The following is a 22,079-nucleotide window of genomic DNA, read 5'->3' as shown; positions in this document are numbered from 1 at the left end:
CTCTTTAGGATGGTGCGAATGGAGCGGATTCCAGCCGACCATTTCCAAGAACGATAATCGTACAATGACTCTTCGCGCGGGTCATTGCGTTGTATAGCAAGCGCCGCTTATGCTCGTCACTTCCAGTTGCTGATTGTGGCCACAGGACGATCACCCTGTCGAATTCTCTGTTTTTTGCTCCGTGGATGGACATGGCCTTGACCTTCGCACTTTTCTTGAAGCCAAGGCGCGTGTTGGTTCTGACTGCATCAGAGATAAAGGAAACCAGTTGCGCCCTTTCGAATTCGCTTTGGCCAGTCACCCTGTGAAGTCTGCGGACACGCTGGTCCACTGATTTGACCAATGGCTGCGTCAAGTGCCCTTCCAACAATGCACACACCTTGTCGTATGAAGCTGAGGCTGGAAATCCTATTGCCTCAACTAGTCCGTGCTCAATGCTGCTGTCGTCGCCTTCCCACGCAATAGAAAAAGGACCAAAAGTTGCGCCGCTGGGCCATTTCCAGCACTTTGTTCCGACGGTCTCTATCGCGTTTCGGATAATGGCATTCTTCGCGTCCGGGGTGAGAAGTGCAACATCGTCAGAGCCTCGTGCCAATTGAAAGGCCAAACTCCACGCGAGCAATCCTGGATTCTTAGCCGTAGCTGGGATTTCCGAAAGCTCGATACCTTCGCCGACCCAATGGACCCTCTTGGTTTTCCCAACCGTTTCCTCGTTCAGCATTTCTAGGAGATTTTCATCGTTCCTCACCGCCAACGCTGCCGCCAGCAATCCGTTCTTGTTCGTCCTGCGGTTCTGGGTGAGCGTGTGAGTGGTTCCCGCCTGATCTAGCTGGTCGATAAAGTCTGCTGTCTCCTGACCGTCGGACAAACACTGGAAGTTGTCAGCGGCAACAACAGTCGTACAGCATTCCTTCAAACCAAGAACTATCCCCTGCCGATGGACATCAAGGTCTTGAGCCTCATCGACCAGCACCAAGGGATATGTTCGAGCCACCCAACGACGAACCTCAACATCTTTCAAGAGTTCACAGGCCAAGAAACATGGACCGTGAAATTGGCCTAGCTCTTGGGCCTGCTGCCTCATTTCGTCGGTCAGTTTGGCTCTTCTTCGTTTGGCCAACGACTGAGCAAAAGAGTCAAAGGTGAGACAGTCAAATCTTCGTCTAAATGATGCTTCGGCGTTCAGGCTAGAAGTGAGCCGCCGCCGCGCACCATTCATAAAGGTAAGTGCAAGCATACGTTGGCCCTCACCCAACGCATCGTTCTCGATCAATTGCCGGGCATGAGCCACCATGCTGAAGGTCTTGCCCGACCCGGCCGGCCCTTCAAAGAAGTCAAATGTCATTGAGTGGCTCGAACCGGAAGGTCGGCATTGCAGCACCGTCTTCCGTCTCCCGAATGAAAAGTGGAGAACTCTGGACTGATGGGTCAAGCAGAGTGTCACAAAGTGCATTAAGTAGCTGGGCTGCCCGCTTGCGGCATGCGGATTCGCCCATCAGAATCGACGACGTGATTTCTTGTGTCGGGGCGTAGGACTTCCTACCTTCCAAGAAAACAGAAAGCTCTGCCGCGCTACCGATTGCCGTACCATTAGCCTCAACTAACTTGGGTAAAACTTGTTCAAGGTTTGCTTCCGCAATCCAAGTGATTACGTGCTCAATTTTCCAATCTGTTGGCCATATGATTGCCGCGCTAGGCGATGGATCAGCCTCATTCAATTCCGCTAGGTAGCCCCTTCCGGCTTGATCTCCGTCAACAAGGATTGCGCAATTTTGATGGACACGTCTGACCACTTCATGCGTCTCAGCGATCTTTGCGTCGTCTGTGGGCACGACCCCAACAAACGTCGAGAACTTCGATTGTTCACCTTCAGGCGAGGCCCAACTTTGCCTAAGTTCCAAAGCAGTTTGGAGCGCCTCTAGCCAAGCGACATCGCTGATACCTTCTGGTATCAGAACTCGCTGATGCATCAGCGCGGCAATTAGCTTTTGTCGCCAAGCAAAAAAGAGGTGTTGCTTGTGATTGGTCGGACCTGCGGGTGCTGTCTTTGACAATGGAGCAACAGACATCTGTCCATCGTCGTTATTGACAAAGTAAGTTGCTTCGACAGGGAACATCGCCGCAACTAGCGGTGAGTGTGTAGTGACAATAGTCTGATCACAGAGAGCGTTTAGCCGGTTGACGAGCCGCTTTTGTTGAGAAGGTTGAATGTGCAGCTCAGGTTCCTCTACCGCGAGGACGAATGACTTATTCGCATCTGCTCTGGCCTTTCCGAACTGCATCAGCAACAAAAGGCTTTGCAAGGAAGTCAAACCAGTTCCCTGCCGCGCGGAAGGGAGAGTTGGACCTTCTCCGTGCGCAAAATGGGGCACGACACTTTCAAGAACTGAGTTGCTGTCAGTACCTGTAATGCGAAGCTGAAGCCTTGGTGATGACGGCATGAGCTTGCCAAGTTCATCATTGGCCTGCTCCACAATTGTTGTTAGCCCGTCTTGTTCTTCCAATCGCTGGCCTGCTTCTGGCTCCCAAAGACGTTCCCTCGCATCGCGTATTGCAGTCGCTGGGAGGCCGCCCAATGTTGCAACGAGACGACGAAAAAGCTCTGACGTAAATGAAATCCATTTGTCCCACGTTCGAGAAGCAGGGACCATGAAGAAACCAAGTTCTTGGAGCGTCTTCGAGGAAATCGGCGTGACAACGGTGTCTTCGTGGAATGGATCACCGAGCGTGGTTTCATCATCCACGAAGAACCTTACGGTTTCGGCCTCAAGCTCTTGAAGATCAAATCTAGCCGCAAACGCAATTTGAACACTAAGATCTGTGTGTTCTCCGTCTGCCGACGCGGCGAGTTCGCCTGTGGCTGGGTTAAGCCACTTCTCAACACCTCCACGCCCCATCGCAAACCAAGCGGGACTATGCTCTGGATCATTCTCTGGGAAGCCAGAGACAGTTGCGATGATTAAAATTCGAGATGTTTCGATCGGTCTGCTTTGGTAAAAGTCATGTTCGGTCAAGCGCCGAACCAATCGATCTCTTCCCAGCAGCAGGGCAAGAGCCTCAACAATCGTTGTCTTGCCGTTGTTGTTCGGCCCCACAAGAACGGAATGTTTACCAAAAGTAATGTCTGCGTTCTGCACCCCACGCAAGCCTGAAATCTTTAGACGTTGAATATACAATTAGTATTCCTGTTTCGAGCAAAATGACGAGATTTATACACGCTTAGGGTGAGACTACAGGGATTATTGCCCGCTGAAAATGCCATTTGTGTTGGTTGGGTCACCAAGAAAAAACCCGCTTTGTCAAAGCATAGCACATAAGAATGTCTGCTTTTCCGAACCAGGTGAATTTTCCTCGCATGTGCAGAGAAGGTCCCCAACGCGCCCCTCGGGATGGTGACCCTCTAGTAGTCGGTCTCGGCCCAGTCCCGCCGTTCATCGATGGGTCATATGCTGCGTTGCGGCCCGTCGACGGAGACGTTCGCTGCGCCATGCAAAATCTGGCATGGTTCGAACTTACAGTTTGCGGGACGGAGTAACACTCGCCGCAAAAGCACTTGCAGTTTAGCTTCTCAAAAGCAGTCGTTGCTTCACATATTTTGGATGATCATACTCGGGTGCGAAGTGAAATTGGACGAGATCATGGCTGAGCAAGATTGCATCTGCGGGTGTGGAGAAAAAACTAAGGGTGACAAATTTTGCCCAAGGCATGATCAAAAGCTCAGGAAAGCTATAGAGGTCCTTTGCTCAACCACAGACGCCTGCTTGGCCCCATTGGAAACATCCCGACAGCAGAGGCCTAAGAAAACTTTGATGCACAGCGCGACGTGCTCGATATGGTCGTGTGAAATGAAGCTATGGGTCTTCGGTGAAACTGGGGCGAGTCAGTTCCCACATCAATCTTGAGATATCAAACAGTAGTTTTTGGCGCGCCTCAAGTTCATCTGGCCCAAACTGGTCGCAAGGCTTAAATACGAGCTTTGTGTTGTTCATGAAACCTTCGAAGTCCTTTTTCGACTTGTAGCTATCCTCACGCAACGACTCGTTCCAATGCAAGGTTTTTGCGTAAGATTTTAGCTTTCTTACATAGGGCTCATTATTACTTGAAATATTGTCTTTCCCCTTCATCAACAGAATGCCTCCGAGTCTGTTTCGCTCTGACTCGAACCGTTCTTCATCATTCTCGAAAATCGCAAGGTTTTGCTTGTTATGAGAGAGAATGTGTTCAATGTGGAAGCCGTTGACAGTACCGGTTTTCGTTACTAGATCGCCAAAGGGATGTTTTTCACCGGTGTTTGTTCCCTGGGCGATAAAACGATCCACGCGCGCGAAGAAGTAGCGCGTAAACCGTGCAGGGATATCGGTGATAGACGTGTTCCGGAACTGCCCATACTCGAACGTGTTTGAGACTTCCGTTCCCCGGCGCTTCGCAAGGAGTTCAACCAGCTTGTTCTCGAATATCTCAGAGACTTCTTCGGCCGGCTTCTCACGAATACCAACCGAAATCTCGAAAACCGCATCTGCGAATTCATTGCTGTCATAGGATCGCTGGAGACGGAGCAGCGAGAAGAGCCGGTCGATGTTGTAGGGAATGAGTTTGAGCTTGACGTCTTCTTCCGGGTCGTTGACCGTGCAGGCCGAAAGCATCAGAAGAAACTGGCTGTCCATCTCATTCAGTCGGTTGTAATAGATCGCTTCAAAGCTGTCCTTTTCCTTATTCGAAAGATTCCAGATGCGGTTGTAAAGAGTGGAATAATATTCGAGGTCTTCGCTGATAAATGATTTCACGCGACCCGGGTTTCGCTCCAGCTTCAGTTTTTCATTCAGGTCCGGCTTGAAGATCTCACGGTGATAGTCGCTGTCAAAACGCGTTCCTGCCTTGCGATTATCGGCAAACTTGGCCTTCAGATAGTAAATGAAAAAGGCGTCGATCTCGTCTGCTTTGTGCTGGTTGATCCGGTTGACGCAGATCTCCCATTTTTCGTTATAGTCACCTGTATTAAGCTCGATCTTGTCGATCTGGCCGAGCAGTTTGCCCTTTAGAATTTCGTAGGGGCGAAGTCGCACACCGCGATCATTGATCACCTCGAAAACCATCGGCACGTCGGTCTGTTCTACGGACAGGTTGATCAATACAAGCCGTTGCAGGAAGTAGAAAACGAATGTTTCGAATTTGTGAGAGCTCGATAACTTGCGATCCAAGTATCCCTCAATCAGATTGTAATTCTCCAGCATGTTTTGGGCGGTGATACCACTATCAGTAGGAATCTTATCCATATCATCATAAAGCGCCTGCAGTGTTTCGGTGTGACGCTCGTGATTCATCCAGAAATGGGTCTGGTACCCGGCTTGGCCGGCAATCTTGCTGCTGATCCAACCCTTGAGTTTGGATTTCTCTTTCTCCGCCCGATGCAGCAAGTTGATCAAAATGAGTGTCAACGTGGTGAGGCGCTGCTGCCCATCGACGACGTAAACGCGTCCATCGATAGTGTTGGTCACATAGGTGTTCAGGTAGTACCAAGGGTACTTGGCAGCGACCGTCTCAGGTTTGGGGTCTAGGCTCTGGTTTTTGTCATAGGTAACATCGAACCCGTAGAATATATCGTCGAGCAGGCGGCGAACGGGCTCATCCGTCCACTTGTAATCACGTTGATAAAAATCGATGTAGTAGGCGGTGTTGCCAAACAGTTTGTCTATGTTCTGTTTGTCAGGAGCGATATCGACCATCAGACTTTCTCCCTCGTCTTGAACGCCCTCGGCAAGCTGACATACACTTCTATAATCTTATCGACTTCGGACATCTTGCGGTGGGCTTCAGTCAGTGCCTGTTAGTCGTCAGATAAATTTGGACAGCAGAAACGCTTTCCGTCTTGAGGCTTTGGCTCATCTTTGATTGAAAACAAGCATTTTTGGTTTGGTGGCGCAAGCGCCGTTTAAACGGGATTTTTCGTTTGATCTCCTCTTGCTGTTTAAGGATTTGCTCTGCGCGCACCGTGCACAGGCCGTGAAGTGCAGCTGATCGCGGCGAACATTGATACGGCATTTCTCGCTAATTCCTTCAACGTGGTGCGGGAGATGGCGCTGACGGCATTGGCGGTGGCACAGGCCGCGACACTACTGACGCGGGAGAGGGCAACGACTGTGTCGGAGGCGAAGAGGGTGACGATTCACAATCTTTAGCGGCGCAGGCAACGACTTCCTTGCAGGTGGTGGCCGCAACGATACCATCGACGGCGGCACTGGCAATGATACGATCAATGGTGGTGCTGGCAATGACGTGATGACCGGGGGTGCGGATGCAGATCAATTCGTGTTCTCTGCATTTTTTGATGGGGAGAGTGATGTCATCACCGATTTCGAGGACGGGATCGACCGCTTCTTCATCCGGCGCTTTGATCCCGATACCGGCGTTGAGAACATCAGCAACGGTGGCAACGGCCTCGCCGGTTTCGTGGCGGCGATGAGTATCACCGACACGGCGGTCGGCGCGCAGATGAGTGTCAGCGGCAATACGATCTTCGTCGAAGGTGTCACCGCCGCACAGCTGACGGTGGATGATTTCCAGTTCCTTTGATGAAGAAGGGCTCCACCATTCTCAACTGATGGGCATATCGAGCTGAGAAGCTCTCCGCTCGATTGCTTCACGGTGCTGCGGCACGAGAGAGATAAACTGCCTACCTCGTCTGCTGGTAACGTTGGACCGGTTGGACCATTAGGGTCACTTTGACCGAAATGGTAATTTGAAATCAATGCGTTCCAACCGGTCTAACCGAAATCCCAGACCGATTTCTACAGATAAAGTGCCGGTGATGTGCGCGGTTTCTGGCATGTGCTAGGACGGGTTCTCCAAATAAATTGCCAAGTTTGGTTCATGTTCCCACCGCCGAGGAATGGCTCAGCATCCGGGTATAGACACCAGCAGGAATGCATGGGATCCGGCGAAGTCCTAGAGATTTTCAGCGATCGCGAAGGGGATGCATTCTGGCTCCGGCACTGCCCCGTGGCCAAAGCTCCCAAAGCAAAGACCCCTCTGCACTTCACGGCACCGACAGTGATGGGAATAAATTTGACCGTGCATTGTATACTGAAGATGCTGAAATCGCTGAACAGCGTTGGCAATCTGCAATTTCTGCCCGGACAAGGGAATCTCGAAAAAGTGCGAAATGCCTTTTGAATTCTGGATTGCCGCGCGCAGTTATGCCTACCGCACAGGCCACCAGATCCCCTATATGCCGGAGATGTGGACCGGTGCGATGTTGGCGGAGTTTGTGCAGTACCGTGAAGAATGATCCGCGAGCGCCTGCTCGCCCTGACGACTCTGGAGATTGCTTAATGAACCGAGAAGACTTGAAGGCCGCCTGCTTGCGGAGGCTCAATGAGAGCGCCACGGAACATCCGGCCGGTCACCAAGGAAAGTTGGCCGAGCGCTACGTGTTGCGTGGGCAGGGCGGCGAAGTGATGGAGCTGATGTTTGAAAAAGGGCCGAAGACCCCAGCCAACCTCTGGGTCGCTGCAAGCCGTGTAGGCCAACTGCTTGCGGACAACAGTCTGGGTCACCGCCTCGCTCCCGCCTCGGTTCTCAACGCGGTCAAGGGGTTGAATGGAAAGCCCATATACGGTCGCCACTCCGCACTGAAGCCAATGCGAGAATTGGCGCATGCCGATCTGGTCTGCTTTCAAATCACGGCGCTTACGCAGTTCGACCGAGTGATCAATCACCTGACGGGCTGATCAATTATGCGTTCAAGTTTGGGCTGCCAGAGGCTCAGAGAGAGGCTGTGAGAACGCTTTGGGGCGTGATGTGGCAACTCTCGGCAAAGGCTCCGCACGTGCCCTTGGGCCGCTCTAGGCTCTCTCAAGGCATTTCGGCTCTGGGGTGATCCTTGTGGCTTGTGTCACATGGTAGTGGGCGCGCTTCCTTAGAGAGCAACACTGCGTTCCTTAGATTGGGCGAGTGCGTCGCTCTCGTTGTCTGCGTGAGATCTGGTCTCAAGCTTCTCTGCAAAACTTTTCTAAGAGCCTTCAAGAGTATTCTTCGCCTTGTGCGAAAAAACCGCTTGCTTCACTATGAAAGCGTGACGTATACACGTCACGTGACATGTTTACGTCACGAATCGAATCAAGGAGTAACGTCATGGTTCTAAGTCCGGCAGAGCGAAAGCGGCGACAGCGCGAAAAGGAACGTGAAGAGGAGGCGCGACTGCGCCGCCAGGGAGGTGATCCTGTTTCAGATCTCTATCGAATGCCATTCTCTGAATGGGCACAAAACGACGTCAATATCGATGATCTAATTCAATACACCGGCCTGGCTGGATTTGAGCTTCCACCGTTTGACGAAGAGCGTGACCCGCACGATTACGTGATCGACAGGATCCCCGCGTTCGGTGATGGTGATCTGTTCGCTGGAGCCAAAGGTGCGCTTGGGCGTGCTGAGGTTACCGTAGGTATTCTCAACGATACGGCTCTGCTTTTGGCGACCGCGATCAACAATTACAAACGGCATGAGATCAAGGCGCGCCTGGCTGAACTTGAGGCGGATGAGAATGTGGATCGGGCCGCTGCGATGAAAGAGGCCGTGCGTTTGAACAAGTTGCTTGAAAAACTTGACCGCATGGTGCGTCGCTCGGTGCCGGAGTGGCGGGTCATCGAAGACTAGTGCAACTTCGGGAATACTGGTTGGTTTAACGCCGGATAGTCAACTGACTTCGCACACATTGAACTGGGCGACAAGTTGCCCCGAGTGAGCGACTTGTTTGATAACGGATGCATAGAAGGAGATCGCGAAAACGGAAAATGACACCCGAAAGAACTGCCTGATGACACGGTGGGCCGAAACGGCAATTTCGACCCACCAATGAATGGCAAGACCGAGGGGTAGGACCCTCTTCTTGCCCAACCTGAGCCCTCGAACAAAAGGCTATACCATGAATATCACCAATCGCTCGCGGCATGCAACCGCTGAGGAAAATGCCTATGCTGCAGCTCTTGAGGCAGCATCGCGTGCAGAGACGTCCTTGCCTCAAGCGAAAGCAGCAGGCGTCAATGTTAAGGAAATCCAGTTTCTCACTGAGTTACTGGCAAGGCATGCTGGCATTGAGAGAAACCCTGAGTTTTATCTTGAAATGCTTATGAACCTGACACACCACATCCTGTATGTACTCGAAGCAGAGCATCTGAAACTCGAACTTGGGTCCTGCGAGGAATGTGGTGTTTACCCGCCCCATTTGCCGCCCTTTCCGTCGTGGCAAAGACTTTTGCGTCTGGATCGGGCTGAACAGGAGCGCCTCTTGGACAAACGCGCCAGCGAGCTCCTGCGCGAAATCGAGGGGCTGCGGCGGACCGTCGATGAGGCCAAGGACGGCTACTATATCGCGCCTCCTTACATCAACGCCTATGATATGATTGAGAATGCCCGGCGCAAATTCTCGCGTTTGCGTAACACGGCCCTCAAGCTTGGTCACTGGACCGATGGGCGTTGGGACGATGGCGAGGAAGAGACGCACCGCGTCTGATATCCGCGCCAAAACCGAAAACCATACAACGAGAACAACTAATCCGGATTTCCGGAAACGAAAGGGTGTGTCGATGACACTGATGAATAACAACGCGCGGATAAACCGCCTCAGGCGCATCGTGACGGTGATCCCGCGCGAGCACCGCGCAGCTGAAGCCGTGCTCCTGTTGAAAAAATGGCCGGCGTATCGCTTTCTTGACCCGCTTAGGGCGACAGAGATCTTCAAGGATAAATACGTCGAAGCGTACAAGAATGCCTACAAGGCAAATATCGATCGCAATGCCGGAGAACAGATCAAGATTGCGACGGGTTACAAGACGTGGACCCAGAACAGCTACCTGACACAGATGTGGACTGCGCGGCAGGCTGCGGACATGCTGTCGATGCCCTACGAGACTTATCTCGAGTTTGCCTTCAACTTCGCGCTGGCGCGCAATCGCCGTCATCTTCCTCAACCGAACCAGCTGGGCCCTAATAGGAAAACACGTGATGCCTGGTTTGGGAAGCTGGAGGACTTCTGGACCGGTGACAGGCTCAGGCTCGCCCTGACGAGAATGCAGCCCATGACGCAATATGCGTTGATCCACGATCAGGGACTGCCTGCGCAGACGCGGTTTCGGGAGGAGCTCACAGAGGCTGAGGAGGGCAGTAGCTCTGCGCTGGATGGCTTCATCGCGCGTAACGTGCTTGCCCTCGGCTACCTGTCTCTGGAGCAGTGTAGCCACTTCGGAGCGGAAGGCGTGTCGCTCGCCGCAGAGCGCGTCGAAAGGAGCCTTTGCGTCGTCCCGCACGAACACGAACGCCCGGGTCCCGGCGATCTTCTGCAGAGCTGTTTCGGCCTGCCTGGGGCCGAGGATTCGCTGGACGAGGAGGAGCCGGAGTTCAGGCCGCCCTGTCTGAGCTGTCCCGTGCGCACAGCATGCACTGAGCTGCGTGAGGACGTCGTTGCATCTGTGACGGCTGAGACCGGCAGCTCGGAGCCGATCACAGAACGCCAGAGCCGTCATCTCCGGGACCGGGTCGCCCGTTTCCGGAGTAAGCGCAAGATTGCCGTCGCAGAGCAAGAAGAGCAGCCGCGTGCAGGTTAGGATGTGTAACGCTCCCCTAGTGTCTCTCTTATTCCGCAGGATTAGACTGGAACAGATGTAATATAATAGGGGAGCGTTACAGCTTTGCTAATTTCCGGAACGGGGTCACCATCTCCGGGACGGAACTGTAACGCCCCCCTATTATAAACAAAATCTTCCAAACACCCGGAAACAAGAAAGAGTGCACTAGGGGGGCGTTACACGTTCTGCCTCTCCGATCAACCGCGGCGATCGCACAAACGTGCGCCTCCTTCGCAACTTTGTTCAACCCATTCGGCGACCGGTGCGGTCGCCGATCCAACTGCTGACTCAAAATCAAACTCACCCCATAAAAATGGAGTATTAAAGTTGACCAATATGACCCATAAGTTCTCGCCGCAGCAGGCTGCGGCTCTCGACAAGGTCGCGCACTGGTTCAAGCACGAAAGCAAGAGAAAGCAGGTGTTTCGCCTCTTCGGATACGCCGGCACTGGCAAGACGACGCTGGCACGGCACTTGACCGAAGGTGTAGATGGTGATGTCTGCTTTGCCGCCTTCACTGGCAAGGCAGCACTCATGATGCAGCGCAATGGCTGCGAAGGTGCCAGCACGATCCACCAGTTGATCTATGAGCACAAGCGTCGGTTCGACGGAACTTTCGAGTTCGAACTGAACGATGCGAGCATTGCGGCAACCGCCAAGTTGATCGTAATCGATGAATGCTCGATGGTCGACGACAAGATCGCCATGGACCTCAAATCGTTCAAGGTGCCGATCCTCGTCCTTGGCGACCCGGCTCAGTTGCCGCCTGTCAATGGGGCTGGGTACTTCACCGACAAGACCCCGGATGTGATGCTTACCGAGATTCATCGTCAGGCCGCGGATAGCCCCGTGTTGCGGCTCGCCACGGATGTCCGGGAAGGGCGGGCACTTCGGTTTGGAACTTTCGGCACAAGCCGCGTAATCCGCTCTGACGAGGTCGACATGCCGGATTTCCTCGCTGGGGACCAGATCCTCGTTGGCCGCAATTCCACGCGCCATGGTTTGAATCGTGAGATCAGGGAGGAGCTTGGCTTTAAATCGACATGGCCGGAGATTGGTGACCGGTTGGTCTGCCGGCGCAACAATTACAACCTTAGTGTTCTCAACGGTGAGTTGTTCAAGGCCGTATCGGCGGCAACTGAGCATAAATCCGACCAGGCGAAGATTGTGTTCCGTGTGGTGTCGGATGATTTTCCGGATGAGGAAGAAAAGAACATCACCATGCGCAAGGAATTCTTTACCGGAGAAGAAAAGCGCCTGACAGACGCTGAACGCAGGGCATCACCCCACTTCGAGTATGGCTATGCACTCACCGTGCATTCTGCGCAGGGCAGTCAGTGGAACCATGTTGTGATTGTCGACGAATCCGGCTGTTTCCGGGAATTTGAGACGCGTTGGCTGTATACGGCGATCACCCGCGCGCAGGAAAACGTCACGATTATCACTGGATAGGCAGTGCCAGCTACCGATCGTTACTATACACGATCCTCAGGTTCGGGAGATTCTGGCGCAGTTCGCTTGCCCAAGCTCCCGGACAGACTCTCATGCTGGTCCTGTCAGACAAGTTAGCGTCCACGGACTTGGTGTAATTTCTGAGCCGTCAACGGTGTAATTTCAGGTGGCCATAACCGTTTGTCGCGCCGGATCACATGCTTCCGGAGGCATTTGCGCAGGGCACTGGCAGCTCCTACGAATTCCTTGGTCAGTTTTTCATCAATCTGTTCCACCTGCAGGCGCTCGACTGTCCTGACGTATTGCTTCAGCACGCTTTCGAGCCGCTCCGCGTCAATCTCCGGAGCCTCGTTGCCTTGAAGTCGCTTCAATGTGTTGAGCCATTGCTTCGAATCCAGTTCGACCGGCGTCGCCGTCATCCCGAGGCGGAAGGTATCGTCGCTTTCCCAAGTGACGGGTCCGAGAATGCGCGAAAGGCTGGAATCCTCGCCACGCGCCATGTGCGCCTCGTCGATCATGACCAAGTCAAGATTGCCCAGCCCGAAACCAATGAATGGGAGCATCACCATGCGCATGAACCGCCCTCCCCCGATCGTCCCTCAGTCGTGACGAGAGTCCTTTGGTTTGTGGTCCTAGCCCGAACCTTCTACCGCCTTTGGTGAGAGTTTGCCTGCTCAGATCAGATCACTGCACTTCCCACCATGCGGCTGAAGCCTTCCGGCCTGAGCTATCGCTCCAAATGATTCGCAGAATTACTAACCAGCCAATTTCGAAAAGATTTATTTTATATAAATATATCATATGCTTATAAAGAAGTCAAAAAATGACTTTACATAAAGGTCAAAAAATGACATTTATTTCTTGCAACCAAGAACAGGAACGTGACCAATGAAAACGAAGCACATGGAAATGCGCATGACGCAGCGGAGGATCGGTGGTGACGTCATCGCGCTGGTCGAAAAGTACGGTGAATTTAACGCCCGCGGCGACCGGATAATCCTCTCAAGGAAGATGATCCGGAAATTGCTGCAAGACAGCTGATACCGATCCCGATGGCCACCTCATACAAGTTTGCAACTATCCAACCAACTGGAGGCAATCACCAATGTTCACATCGATAAGCACCGAAGAGAAAGAACTGCTCGAGCGCGTCCTCAAGAGGGGCGGAGCAACCCTCGTTATAGCGGATGGCGGCGAGGTGAAGATCACCACCTATTACAACACGTCGCCTCTGCGCGACTCTCGTGTGCGGCATGACTGATCCCTTTACTTCAGATCGCGTAAGTGCGCCTGCCGCAGACGTCCCGGAGATAATCATTCACAAGGATCAGGCCGCAAAATATCAGGCCGCAGTCGAGCTAAAGCAAAAAAACGACGTCGAGAGGAAGTACAATATCAAACTGCTCCGCCAGGATTATGACGTGATCAAAATGGCTGCGGACGCCAATGGCCGGTCGGCATCGTACTTCGTATCCTTCCTGATCTATGACCACATCGCGCGAGAACTGGCAGATATGGAGGAAGACAACAAAGATGCACTTTTGCTTATGGCCGCCACTGCGGACGTGGCAACGGACTATGACATCATGTCAACACCATGGCTTTACGACATAATGTCAGAGTACCTCGACGTGATCGTCGCTGCAATGACCGGAACGGACGGTGCGGACCTGGCGAAACTCATGAAGATGATCGAGAAGTACCAGCGAGAAAACAGCCACCTCCATGCAGTGGTCAAGCTCATGATGGAGTCCTGAAATGGTCCGAAGAAAGAAGTCGGACCTAGCCTCCGACATTCTGGCACAGCTGTCTTCTCGGGGTGCATCCGGCGATGATATGCACATAGCGCTCAGCATCAGGCCTGGAAACAAGATTTCCGCGCTGCTGGAGATTCTTGCCCAGCTGACGTCGAAAAGTCCGGCTGAGCACGCCAGCGACGGCATTCCGGAGAGCCTGTTTCTCTATCTCGTCTCATCGGACGAACGACTCGAACTTGCCGCAAGTCATATTGCAGAGATACTGCAGCGCGGAGAGGCGCTTCAGCAGGGAAGCTCCCTCGATCTTCTGGTCAGGCGGGGAGTCATCGAAATTACGGGCTAACCTCTGCCTACACCTTCTACCGCGAAATGCCCGGAAACGAAAAAGAAAGATTCATGATGCTGCGCTATCGAAAGACGAAGAACCAAGAATCCCGACGAGCCCATGTTTTGGGAATTGACGGGTTGCTCAATTCGCTTGCGAACGTGACCTTGGAAAAGGGGCGGGGACAGAATGTGATCGTGCCAGACTGGCTGTCAAACGCACTCGACGGCGGTAAAGTGGAAGCGATGACCCACCTTGCCGGCCTTCATCTCGTGGCGCATCGAAACATCGACCGAATGAAACAGGCCGAGTCTCTCCTTAGGGAAGCCAGCGAAAAAGGCTATGCTCCGGCACAGGAACAACTTGGTATCATTTGCCTTTTCGGCCTGGGGCGCAATGCCGATCCTGAAGCGGCCGAGAGCTGGTTGCGACTTGCCGCAGATCAAGGCAGAGGAGTGGCGCAGTCTCTGCTCGGTATGATGCTTGCCACCGGAGCGGGTGTAGAGCGAGATCTGCCACAGGCAATGCAGTTGCTTGCGCTGGCAGAGCAGCAGGGCGATGGCTTTGCCAGTAAATGCCTGAAGAATGGGAAAGACCTTGGAATGGTCCCGCAGTTTGCGGCGTTCTCCTTGGGCATGTTGCATGTTCTGGGAACAGTCATGTCCAATTGTAACGACGATGATGCCGACGCAGAGTTCCTGCATGGCATCACGATGTTGGCCGAGGCGGGAGATGCGGATGCATGTTTTGTGCTGGCCATGCTGAAGCAGCAGGAGGGCAACGGTGCTGAGGCACAGCACTGGTTCCTAGGTGCCGCCGCGGTTGGGCATGAACTGGCGGTTTTGATTGCGGGTCTACTGGCGTTCGTCGACCAAGGTGACATCAGGGACGCTTATCCTGTGACGGATTGGCTCGAGGTTGCGACGCAGGATGGTTCGGCGCACGCGCAAGCTCTGCTCGGGCTGATGCATACAACTGGGCGAGGGGTCGACCGCGACGTCTCAAAGGGCAACCGCTTGCTGGACCTTGCTGCAGAAGCTGTGGACACGTCCAGCGCCCTAGGAGAGTTTGTGAGAACGCTGGAGAAGCGATCCTATCTTGAAATGCTCATGCATGTGCTCGGCAAGGTGATTGCGGCCCAAATGTCCAGTGGCAGTTTTGCTGGTTCGGACGGTGGTTTCGACGCCGTTGAAGAAGCGACGCAACTTGCAAAGCAAGGCGATCATTTTGCTCAGGTCTTCGTCGGCTTATCGCTTTGGGCCGGACAGGATGTGGCGGAAGATAAGCTAGGTGCCATCAAATGGATGCAGGATGCAGCCCGCCAAGGACACATGGAGGCGCAGTACTTTCTCGGCGTCTGCTTCGACACGGGTGACGGTGTGGAACGGGATCGCAAGGAAGCGTTGGGCTGGTTCCGATTGGCCGCAGAGCAAGGGCATGAGGACTCTCAATTTGCCCTCGCGCATAATAGCCTGCTCCGTGATGGTACTGAAAAGGATCAGGCTGAAGCGCTTCACTGGCTTCGGATGTCCGCAGAACAGGGCAACGCAACCTCCCAGTTTCACCTTGGACTTGCGCTTCTGAATGACATCGACACGGACCCCGAGGACGGTTTCAGTTGGCTTTTCAAGGCGGCACACAGCGGATCCCAGAATGCAAAAGCATTCCTCGACCGCACCAAGCGCGACTGATGTCTCACGGTCCCTTTTCCTCGCAGCAGGTTTAGGGACCGGAACCCGGCAACACGTCACCCCCGACCACCCGCAACCCACTCCGCAGACAAAATCTCAGAGACTCGTCCGCCGAATGCGGGGGATGAACCACCTGTGTCTTTTCCAATTTTAAGGACGCTTAATATGACGACACAACGCATCATCTTTCCTCCGATGGCTGAGCTCACGCGCCTTCGGCAACCTCTGACCGCTGGAGAGGCAAGGGTTCTCGACCTGTTTTCACGCCATCTACCGCAAGATTGGGAGATCTACGTCCAGCCTCACCTGAACGGCCTGCGACCGGACTTCGTGGTAATGAACCCGAGGGGTGGCATCGGGGTCTTTGAGGTCAAAGATTGGAGCCTCGATGCCATGCGGTATTTCGTCAGGAACGACACCTGCGGACCCGAGCTCTGGGCCCAAAGGGATGGCAAAGAGTTCAGCCTGCAGACGGAGAACCCTGTCGTAAAGGTAAATCTCTATCGCGACGAGATCTTCAACCTCTATTGTCCAAGGCTCCAACAGAGAAACGGCTGGGCTGCCATTACTGCGGGCGTGATCTTTCCTTTTGCTTCATCGGATCAGGTGAGACGCCTCCTGGCTCCGTTCCTCCAGTCACAGCAACATGACAGGTACGCCAAGTATCAGCCGGTAAGCGGATCCGCAGAACTTGCCGCCAGTGATATCCGGAGTGTGTTCCCGGAATCTGTACGCGACAATTCCTACGTCATGTCGGAGGACCACGCGAAGGACCTGCGAGGCTGGCTGGTCGAACCAGATTTCGCTACCACTCAGAGAACGCCCCTCGTGCTGGATCGAAATCAGCGCAACCTGGCCGAGAGCCGGACGAAATCGGGATACCGTCGGATCAGGGGGCCGGCAGGATCTGGGAAGTCCCTGGTTGTCGCCGCGCGCGCTGCGAAGCTGGCGAAAGAAGGTAAGTCGGTTCTTGTCGCCACGTTCAACATCACGCTCTGGCACTACCTTCGTGACCTGATCGTGCGTGAACTCGACGCTCCCGAGCAACTTCGCAACATCCGCTTCACGAATTTCCACCATTGGTGCAAGCTGGCCTGCCACGAAGCAGGTTGGGAAAAGCCCTACGAAGCTCTCTGGAAGTCGGGCTGGGATGAGGATGTCTTGAACATTGGCCTGCCACGGCTTGCAAGCGCGGCCATCGACCAGCCCGGGGCCATGAAATATGACGCTATCCTGGTCGATGAAGGTCAGGATTACCACCCGCTCTGGTGGAACACATTGCGCAAGGCATGCAACCCAGAGGGCGAGATGCTTCTCGTCGCGGATGCTACTCAGGACATCTATGGCACGGCCGGGTCATGGACAGATGACGTGATGACAGGGGCTGGCTTTCCCGGTGGTCAGTGGGCCCAGATGAGCGTCAGCTACAGATTGCCGCCGGACGCTCTCGATCACGCAAGACGGTTTGCGAGCCAATTTCTACCGAGGAAACTTGTCGACCTACCGGAACAGGATCAAGGAGCGCTCGATCTCTTCCCTTGTCAGCTGCGCTGGATTCAATGTGATCCGGAAAATGCTCAGGACAGCTGCGTTGAAGAGTTGATTTCTATGATGCTAGAAACTGGACAGCGTGGGCTGGCCAATGCGGATATCACCCTCTTGACCGATCGGAAGATATCTGGCGATGGCATCGTCAAAAAACTCGCTCGAAAGGGCATTCAAACCGTCAATACTTTCAGTGCCACCGATGATAGACGTCAGAAGATGGCCTTTTTTATGGGGCGGGCGGAACTAAAGGCGACCACGCTACACAGTTTCAAGGGGTGGGAAGCGCGCCTTCTGGTTGTATATATAACTACGGCTTCTCATCGTGAAAATCTTGCCCTCCTCTACGCTGGACTGACCCGCCTTAAGCGCAGTCAGGAAGGTAGCTCGCTGACAGTTATCTGCTCGGCTCCAGAACTTGAGAACTATGGGGAAACTTTTCCGGACCATGTCACGCGGCGGCGCTATCAGACAAAACCAGCTTGAGACGCGAGGCGGGGGATTTGTAGCGACTGGATATGAGCAAACCTGATCCATTTCGCAATTTCAAAACGAGCCGCGAGATTACCCGCTGCTCACCCTGCGGCCCGAAGCCAATTGCAAGCGATATGACGCGCTGTGTAACGTCGGCGATCGACGTGCGTTCCGGCTTTTGAACGTACTGGATGACTTCAACCGTGAGGGACTGGGGATCGAGGTTGATTTCTCGCTTCCTACAGAAAGGGTCATCCGTGGTCTGGACAGGATCATAGAATGGCGCGGAAAGCCCGGGACGATCAGGGTCGACAACTGCCCCGAATAAATCAGCGAAATGCTGAGAAAATGGGTTGAGAAACATGCTGTTGCGATCCAGCACATCCAACCCGGCCAGCCCCAGCAGAACGCTTATGTCGAGCGCTACAACCGGACGGTTTGGCATGAGTGGTTGGATCAATACATCATCGAAAGCATAGAGGAGTCACAGGATCAGGCCACACAATAGCTCTGGACATATAAAAACGACTGCCCGCGACTGGGCATCGGCGGCATCACACCCGCCATGAAACTGAAAATGGCCACGTAAGTTCTACGGATGCACCCCGTTAAGAATGGGGAGATTACCAACAGAGTCAAAAACGTCTTGAACAATGGGCGGCAAACACAGAAGGCCCTAGCGAGGTCTGGAGATTTAAACTGGATGCGCCCTGCGCGCGGTTTGCAGCTCCGTTTGCCAAGCTGCTGGAACCCGGATCGAACGATCAGCGAACGGCGCTATGCCGCCTGCGCAAAGCCACCATTCACGGCCTGTTGCCACACGTGGGCGTAGACGCTTGCGGCAAGTGCTTTCTTTTCATCGGGCGTGAACGGGGGTGACGGTAGACTTGCGAAGACCTCGTCCAAGATGAAGACCTCGACGTCTGCCTTGGTCTGTTCCTTCTCCCAGAAGCGATCGAGTTCGGCCAAGCGCGTCTTTATCGAGGCAAGGAGGTCGCGGCTCGCCTGCTTCACCCGCTCGCGAGAAGTCTTGTCCAGGTTATCCTTGAGCAGCAGGTCGAAGAGCGCGAGTTCATCCTCGCCAAGCCCCTCCTTCGTTGCGCGCTTCTGTTCCTCGTCCAGACTGTTCACGAGCTCGACCAGTCGACGGAAGGTCTCCTCGATGGTGGTTCGGTCTTTCTCGCGATTGTAGTCGGCGATGATTGCCTCGTACTTCACCTGATAGTCCATTCTTGCGGGATTGCGCGCCAGCATCTCGGCGAGTTTCTGTTCGACGATGTCTCGAATGTCCTGAAGCGCGGTCGCTTTGCGTCTGACCTTCTTTGCGAATTCATCACGCAGCTTCTCAAGATCGATCTGACTGAGGTCGAAGGTCAGTCCCTCGGCTTGGTCGTCTCCTGGCGCCTGCGTCCGGATGGCCTCGTTGACGATCCGGTGCAACGCCTTCAACAGCTCTGTCACGTCAGCCGTGTCGCGCCGCTCGGTCAGCTTCTTGTAGATTGCTTCGATGTTGTCGTGTCGTTCGGCGTATGCCCAAGCGCTGGGTTCCATCAGCAGCGCCTTGAAGCGAATGAACACCTGCCGTGCGAGAATCTCGAAGCGCCGCTTGGACTCATCCGTCGAATAGACGGCTTCCACGGCGTCCTTCAGACCCCTGATGCGCACAAAGCCCTTCGAGCCGAGCAGAACGCTTGGGTCGAAGCCGAGGCTCCTCAGATGCGCCTCGGTCGCCTCGATAGCTTCGAGCAGGGCCTGCACCCTCTCCTCGATGGGGGCGATGATCTCTTCTCCGTCTGTGCCATCATCGCCCAGCGCGTACTGAGCCAGCGCTGCTCGCAGGCTGGCGAGCATTCCATTGTAGTCGACAATCAGGCCGAAATCCTTTCCAGGATAAACCCTGTTCGCGCGCGCGATGGCTTGCATCAGCGTGTGGGCCTTCATCGGCTTGTCGATATAGAGCGTCGACAGGCATTCCACGTCGAAGCCGGTCAGCCACATCGCACAGACGATTGCGACGCGGAACGGGTGCTTGGGGTTCTTAAATGCCGTCTCGAAATCGATCCGTTCGCCATTCCCGGTATCGAAACCCTGCTTCATCAGGGCACGGTGCGGGATGATGTCGAACCCCCATTTCTTGAAGTCCGCGACCTCGTTCTGCGCTTCGCTGATGATGATCTCGACGATGGTTTCCTCGAGCCACGTTGCCTGCGCATCCAGTACTTGCGCCTCCTCCGCGAGGACAGCGCGCATGGTTTCGTCGGCCGTGGTATCCGCCTCGGCTTGCTTGGCATCGGCTGCCGCCCTGACTTCTACAGCCTTCGCCCGCCATCGCGGTATGATCATCTGGTGCATCCGGGCGCCGGTGATCTTGTCGACACAAACGAAGAGGGATTTTCCGGATTCCCACCTCGTTGCGCAGTGGTCCACGAAATCGGCTGCGATCTTGTCGAGCCGCTCAACGGCGGTGATGACCTCGTAGTCTTTCCCGAGAAGCTTATCGAGGAGCGCCGCCTGATCCGGGTCGAGTTCCGCCTCCTCGATCTTCTCGGCGATCCGGTCGTTCAGATCCGTCTTGGCGACACCCAGCTTCTCGCCCCGGTTCTCGTAGACCAGCTTGACGGTGGCCCCGTCCTCCTCGGACCGCTTGAAGTCGTAGCGCGAGACATATTCGCCGAAGATGCGCTTGGTAATCTCGTCCTGCTTGAACAGCGGCGTGCCGGTGAAGCCGATGAAGGCGGCATTGGGCAGCGCAAGGCGCATGTTGCGGGCTAGCCGCCCTGCCTGCGTGCGGTGCGCCTCGTCCGAGATCACGATGATGTCGTCACGCTCGCTGTAGGGCTTCTTCGGGTCCACGTCCTTGTTGAACTTGTGGATCAGGCTGAAGACGTACTGGTTGTTCTCCTTCAGGATCCGTTCCAGATCATCGCCGGAGGCCGCGCGCGGGGTATCGTTCCCGGCAATGCCGCAGCCTACGAAGGTCTTGTAGATCTGGCTGTCGAGATCGTTCCGGTCGGTCATCAGCAGGAAGGTGAAATTACCCGGCACCTTGCGCCGCACCTTCTCGGCGAAGAAGGCCATGGAATAGGACTTGCCGCTGCCCTGCGTGTGCCAGAACACGCCCAACCGGCCGAGATCGGGGTGCGCCCGCTCGATTATGTCGACCGGACCTTCGGGGATGAAGGACGGCAGCGCCGTTTCCGCTGGCACAAGCGCCTGCTCGCCTTTCCTGCGCTTCGTCGGCGCTTTTCGCTCCAGCGGCAACTCGACAACGCGGTGCCGCAGGCGTTCTCCGGGCGGGATGTCCGCCTTGATCGCCTCCTGCCGTGCGACCGAGGCCACGGCACGGTTAACGCCCAGCACTTGATGGTTTCTCGCCACCACCTTGCGCGCGGCGCCCGCCTTGCTTTCGTCGAACAGGATGAAGTTTTCGACCAGATCGAGCAGCCGGTCATGCGCCAGCATGCCATTCAGCAGGCGCTCCGCATCGACGTTGCCTTCATCCGCCTCCTCCAGTCGCTTCCATTCGTTGAAATGCTCCCACGCGCTGGTGATCGAGCCATAGCGGGCGCGGTCGCCGTTCGACACGATCAGGAAGGCGTTGTGATGGAACGCATGGGCGATGACGTTTTCGTCCATGTAGTCGCGCAGGTTGCCGTCGAACCCCGCCCGGATGTTCTTGTAGATGGCCTTCAGCTCGATGAAGACCAGCGGCAGGCCGTTCACGAAGCAGACCAGATCGGCGCGGCGGTTGTAATTGGGCGTCCGGAGCCCGGTCAGCTTCAACTCGCGCACGGCGAGGAAGCGGTTGGCGCCGGGGGTGTTGTCGAAGTCGATCACTCTGGCGCGGGCGGATTTTTGGTGCCCCTGCGCATCGCGGTAGCTGACGGGCACGCCGCCGCGCAGCATGCGGTAGAAATCGCGGTTGTGCTGCACCATGGAGCGGTTGACGTCGTAGACGGTCAGCGAGCGGATCGCGTCCTCGATGGCTGGTTCCGGCAAGTCGGGGTTGAGGCGGTGGAGGGCCCCGCGCAGGTCGCGGATCAGGACCGCCTCGGTCGTGTCTTTGCGCCCCAGCGTGCCGTCTGGCCCGAGCACCTCCTGGTTGTAGGCATAGACGTTTTCCCAGCCCAGCACCGTTTCCAGATGCTCGGCGAAGGTCGCCTGAACCAGTCGATCCTCGCTATTGATGCCGGTTACCGCCATGAAACTCTTCCCT

17 protein-coding genes and 2 pseudogenes are annotated in these 22,079 nt (G+C 54.9%); 14 read left to right on the top strand and 5 right to left on the bottom strand.

What is annotated here, in order from left to right; all coding sequences use genetic code 11:
* Positions 1-4 precede the first annotated feature (4 nt).
* The 3 genes from RAK1035_RS01980 to RAK1035_RS01970 form a co-directional block, all read right to left on the bottom strand.
* Positions 5-1,345 (bottom strand): ATP-binding domain-containing protein, encoded by a 1,341-nt coding sequence (locus RAK1035_RS01980; protein ID WP_008279220.1) that lies wholly within the window; start codon positions 1,343-1,345, stop codon positions 5-7.
* The gene (locus tag RAK1035_RS01975; protein WP_037296689.1) at positions 1,335-3,176 is read right to left on the bottom strand and encodes an ATP-dependent nuclease; all 1,842 of its coding nucleotides are present in this window, start codon (positions 3,174-3,176) and stop codon (positions 1,335-1,337) included. The genes RAK1035_RS01980 and RAK1035_RS01975 overlap by 11 nt, the downstream gene beginning before the upstream one ends.
* 675 nt (positions 3,177-3,851) lie before the next feature.
* Positions 3,852-5,723, bottom strand: coding sequence for a DUF262 domain-containing protein (locus RAK1035_RS01970; protein WP_008279218.1), 1,872 nt, complete (start codon positions 5,721-5,723; stop codon positions 3,852-3,854).
* Between the two features lie 344 nt (positions 5,724-6,067).
* On the opposite strand from RAK1035_RS01970, the pseudogene RAK1035_RS01965 reads away from it, so the two are divergent.
* The 7 genes and pseudogenes from RAK1035_RS01965 to RAK1035_RS01935 all read left to right on the top strand — a co-directional run.
* Positions 6,068-6,570, top strand: a pseudogene (locus RAK1035_RS01965) (calcium-binding protein); the annotation flags it as partial.
* Between the two features lie 589 nt (positions 6,571-7,159).
* Entirely contained in the window at positions 7,160-7,285 is a 126-nt protein-coding gene (locus tag RAK1035_RS20615) for a hypothetical protein (RefSeq protein ID WP_008279213.1), read from the top strand.
* 127 nt (positions 7,286-7,412) lie between these two features.
* Positions 7,413-7,727 (top strand): hypothetical protein, encoded by a 315-nt coding sequence (locus RAK1035_RS01955; protein ID WP_254683686.1) that lies wholly within the window; start codon positions 7,413-7,415, stop codon positions 7,725-7,727.
* A 403-nt stretch (positions 7,728-8,130) separates the two neighbouring features.
* The gene (locus RAK1035_RS01950; protein WP_037296685.1) at positions 8,131-8,652 is read left to right on the top strand and encodes a hypothetical protein; all 522 of its coding nucleotides are present in this window, start codon (positions 8,131-8,133) and stop codon (positions 8,650-8,652) included.
* A 268-nt stretch (positions 8,653-8,920) separates the two neighbouring features.
* Positions 8,921-9,508 carry a hypothetical protein gene (locus tag RAK1035_RS01945; protein ID WP_008279210.1) on the top strand — a complete coding sequence of 196 codons (588 nt, stop codon included), beginning with the start codon at positions 8,921-8,923 and terminating at the stop codon, positions 9,506-9,508.
* A gap of 73 nt (positions 9,509-9,581) precedes the next feature.
* Complete coding sequence (locus RAK1035_RS01940) at positions 9,582-10,598, top strand: hypothetical protein (protein ID WP_008279208.1); 1,017 nt, start codon at positions 9,582-9,584, stop codon at positions 10,596-10,598.
* A 357-nt stretch (positions 10,599-10,955) separates the two neighbouring features.
* Entirely contained in the window at positions 10,956-12,071 is a 1,116-nt protein-coding gene (locus RAK1035_RS01935) for an ATP-dependent DNA helicase (protein WP_008279207.1), read from the top strand.
* A 113-nt stretch (positions 12,072-12,184) separates the two neighbouring features.
* On the opposite strand, the gene RAK1035_RS01930 is transcribed toward RAK1035_RS01935, so the two are convergent.
* Entirely contained in the window at positions 12,185-12,646 is a 462-nt protein-coding gene (locus tag RAK1035_RS01930) for a hypothetical protein (RefSeq protein ID WP_008279206.1), read from the bottom strand.
* Positions 12,647-12,959: 313 nt separating this feature from the next.
* On the opposite strand from RAK1035_RS01930, the gene RAK1035_RS20110 reads away from it, so the two are divergent.
* The 7 genes and pseudogenes from RAK1035_RS20110 to RAK1035_RS01905 form a co-directional block, all read left to right on the top strand.
* Complete coding sequence (locus tag RAK1035_RS20110) at positions 12,960-13,112, top strand: hypothetical protein (RefSeq protein WP_008279205.1); 153 nt, start codon at positions 12,960-12,962, stop codon at positions 13,110-13,112.
* Between the two features lie 64 nt (positions 13,113-13,176).
* On the top strand, positions 13,177-13,332 hold the full coding sequence (locus RAK1035_RS20105; protein ID WP_008279204.1) for a hypothetical protein: 156 nt from the start codon (positions 13,177-13,179) through the stop codon (positions 13,330-13,332).
* Positions 13,325-13,828, top strand: coding sequence for a hypothetical protein (locus RAK1035_RS01925; RefSeq protein WP_008279203.1), 504 nt, complete (start codon positions 13,325-13,327; stop codon positions 13,826-13,828). The genes RAK1035_RS20105 and RAK1035_RS01925 overlap by 8 nt, the downstream gene beginning before the upstream one ends.
* 1 nt (position 13,829) lies before the next feature.
* Positions 13,830-14,171: a hypothetical protein gene (locus tag RAK1035_RS01920; protein WP_008279202.1), complete on the top strand. Its 342-nt coding sequence runs from the start codon at positions 13,830-13,832 to the stop codon at positions 14,169-14,171.
* Positions 14,172-14,224: 53 nt separating this feature from the next.
* Positions 14,225-15,844, top strand: a complete 1,620-nt coding sequence (locus RAK1035_RS01915) for a tetratricopeptide repeat protein (protein WP_037296683.1) — start codon at positions 14,225-14,227, stop codon at positions 15,842-15,844.
* A gap of 165 nt (positions 15,845-16,009) precedes the next feature.
* Positions 16,010-17,875 carry an AAA family ATPase gene (locus RAK1035_RS01910; protein ID WP_008279199.1) on the top strand — a complete coding sequence of 622 codons (1,866 nt, stop codon included), beginning with the start codon at positions 16,010-16,012 and terminating at the stop codon, positions 17,873-17,875.
* Between the two features lie 139 nt (positions 17,876-18,014).
* Positions 18,015-18,452, top strand: a pseudogene (locus RAK1035_RS01905) (integrase core domain-containing protein); the annotation flags it as partial.
* A gap of 188 nt (positions 18,453-18,640) precedes the next feature.
* Here RAK1035_RS01905 and RAK1035_RS01900 read toward each other — a convergent pair.
* Positions 18,641-22,066 (bottom strand): type I restriction endonuclease subunit R, encoded by a 3,426-nt coding sequence (locus RAK1035_RS01900; protein WP_008279197.1) that lies wholly within the window; start codon positions 22,064-22,066, stop codon positions 18,641-18,643.
* Positions 22,067-22,079: the final 13 nt, after the last annotated feature.

The organism is Roseovarius sp. AK1035 (assembly GCF_003288315.1).
GTDB lineage: Bacteria > Pseudomonadota > Alphaproteobacteria > Rhodobacterales > Rhodobacteraceae > Roseovarius > Roseovarius mucosus_A.
This window is presented reverse-complemented; position numbering and strand designations above follow the sequence as displayed.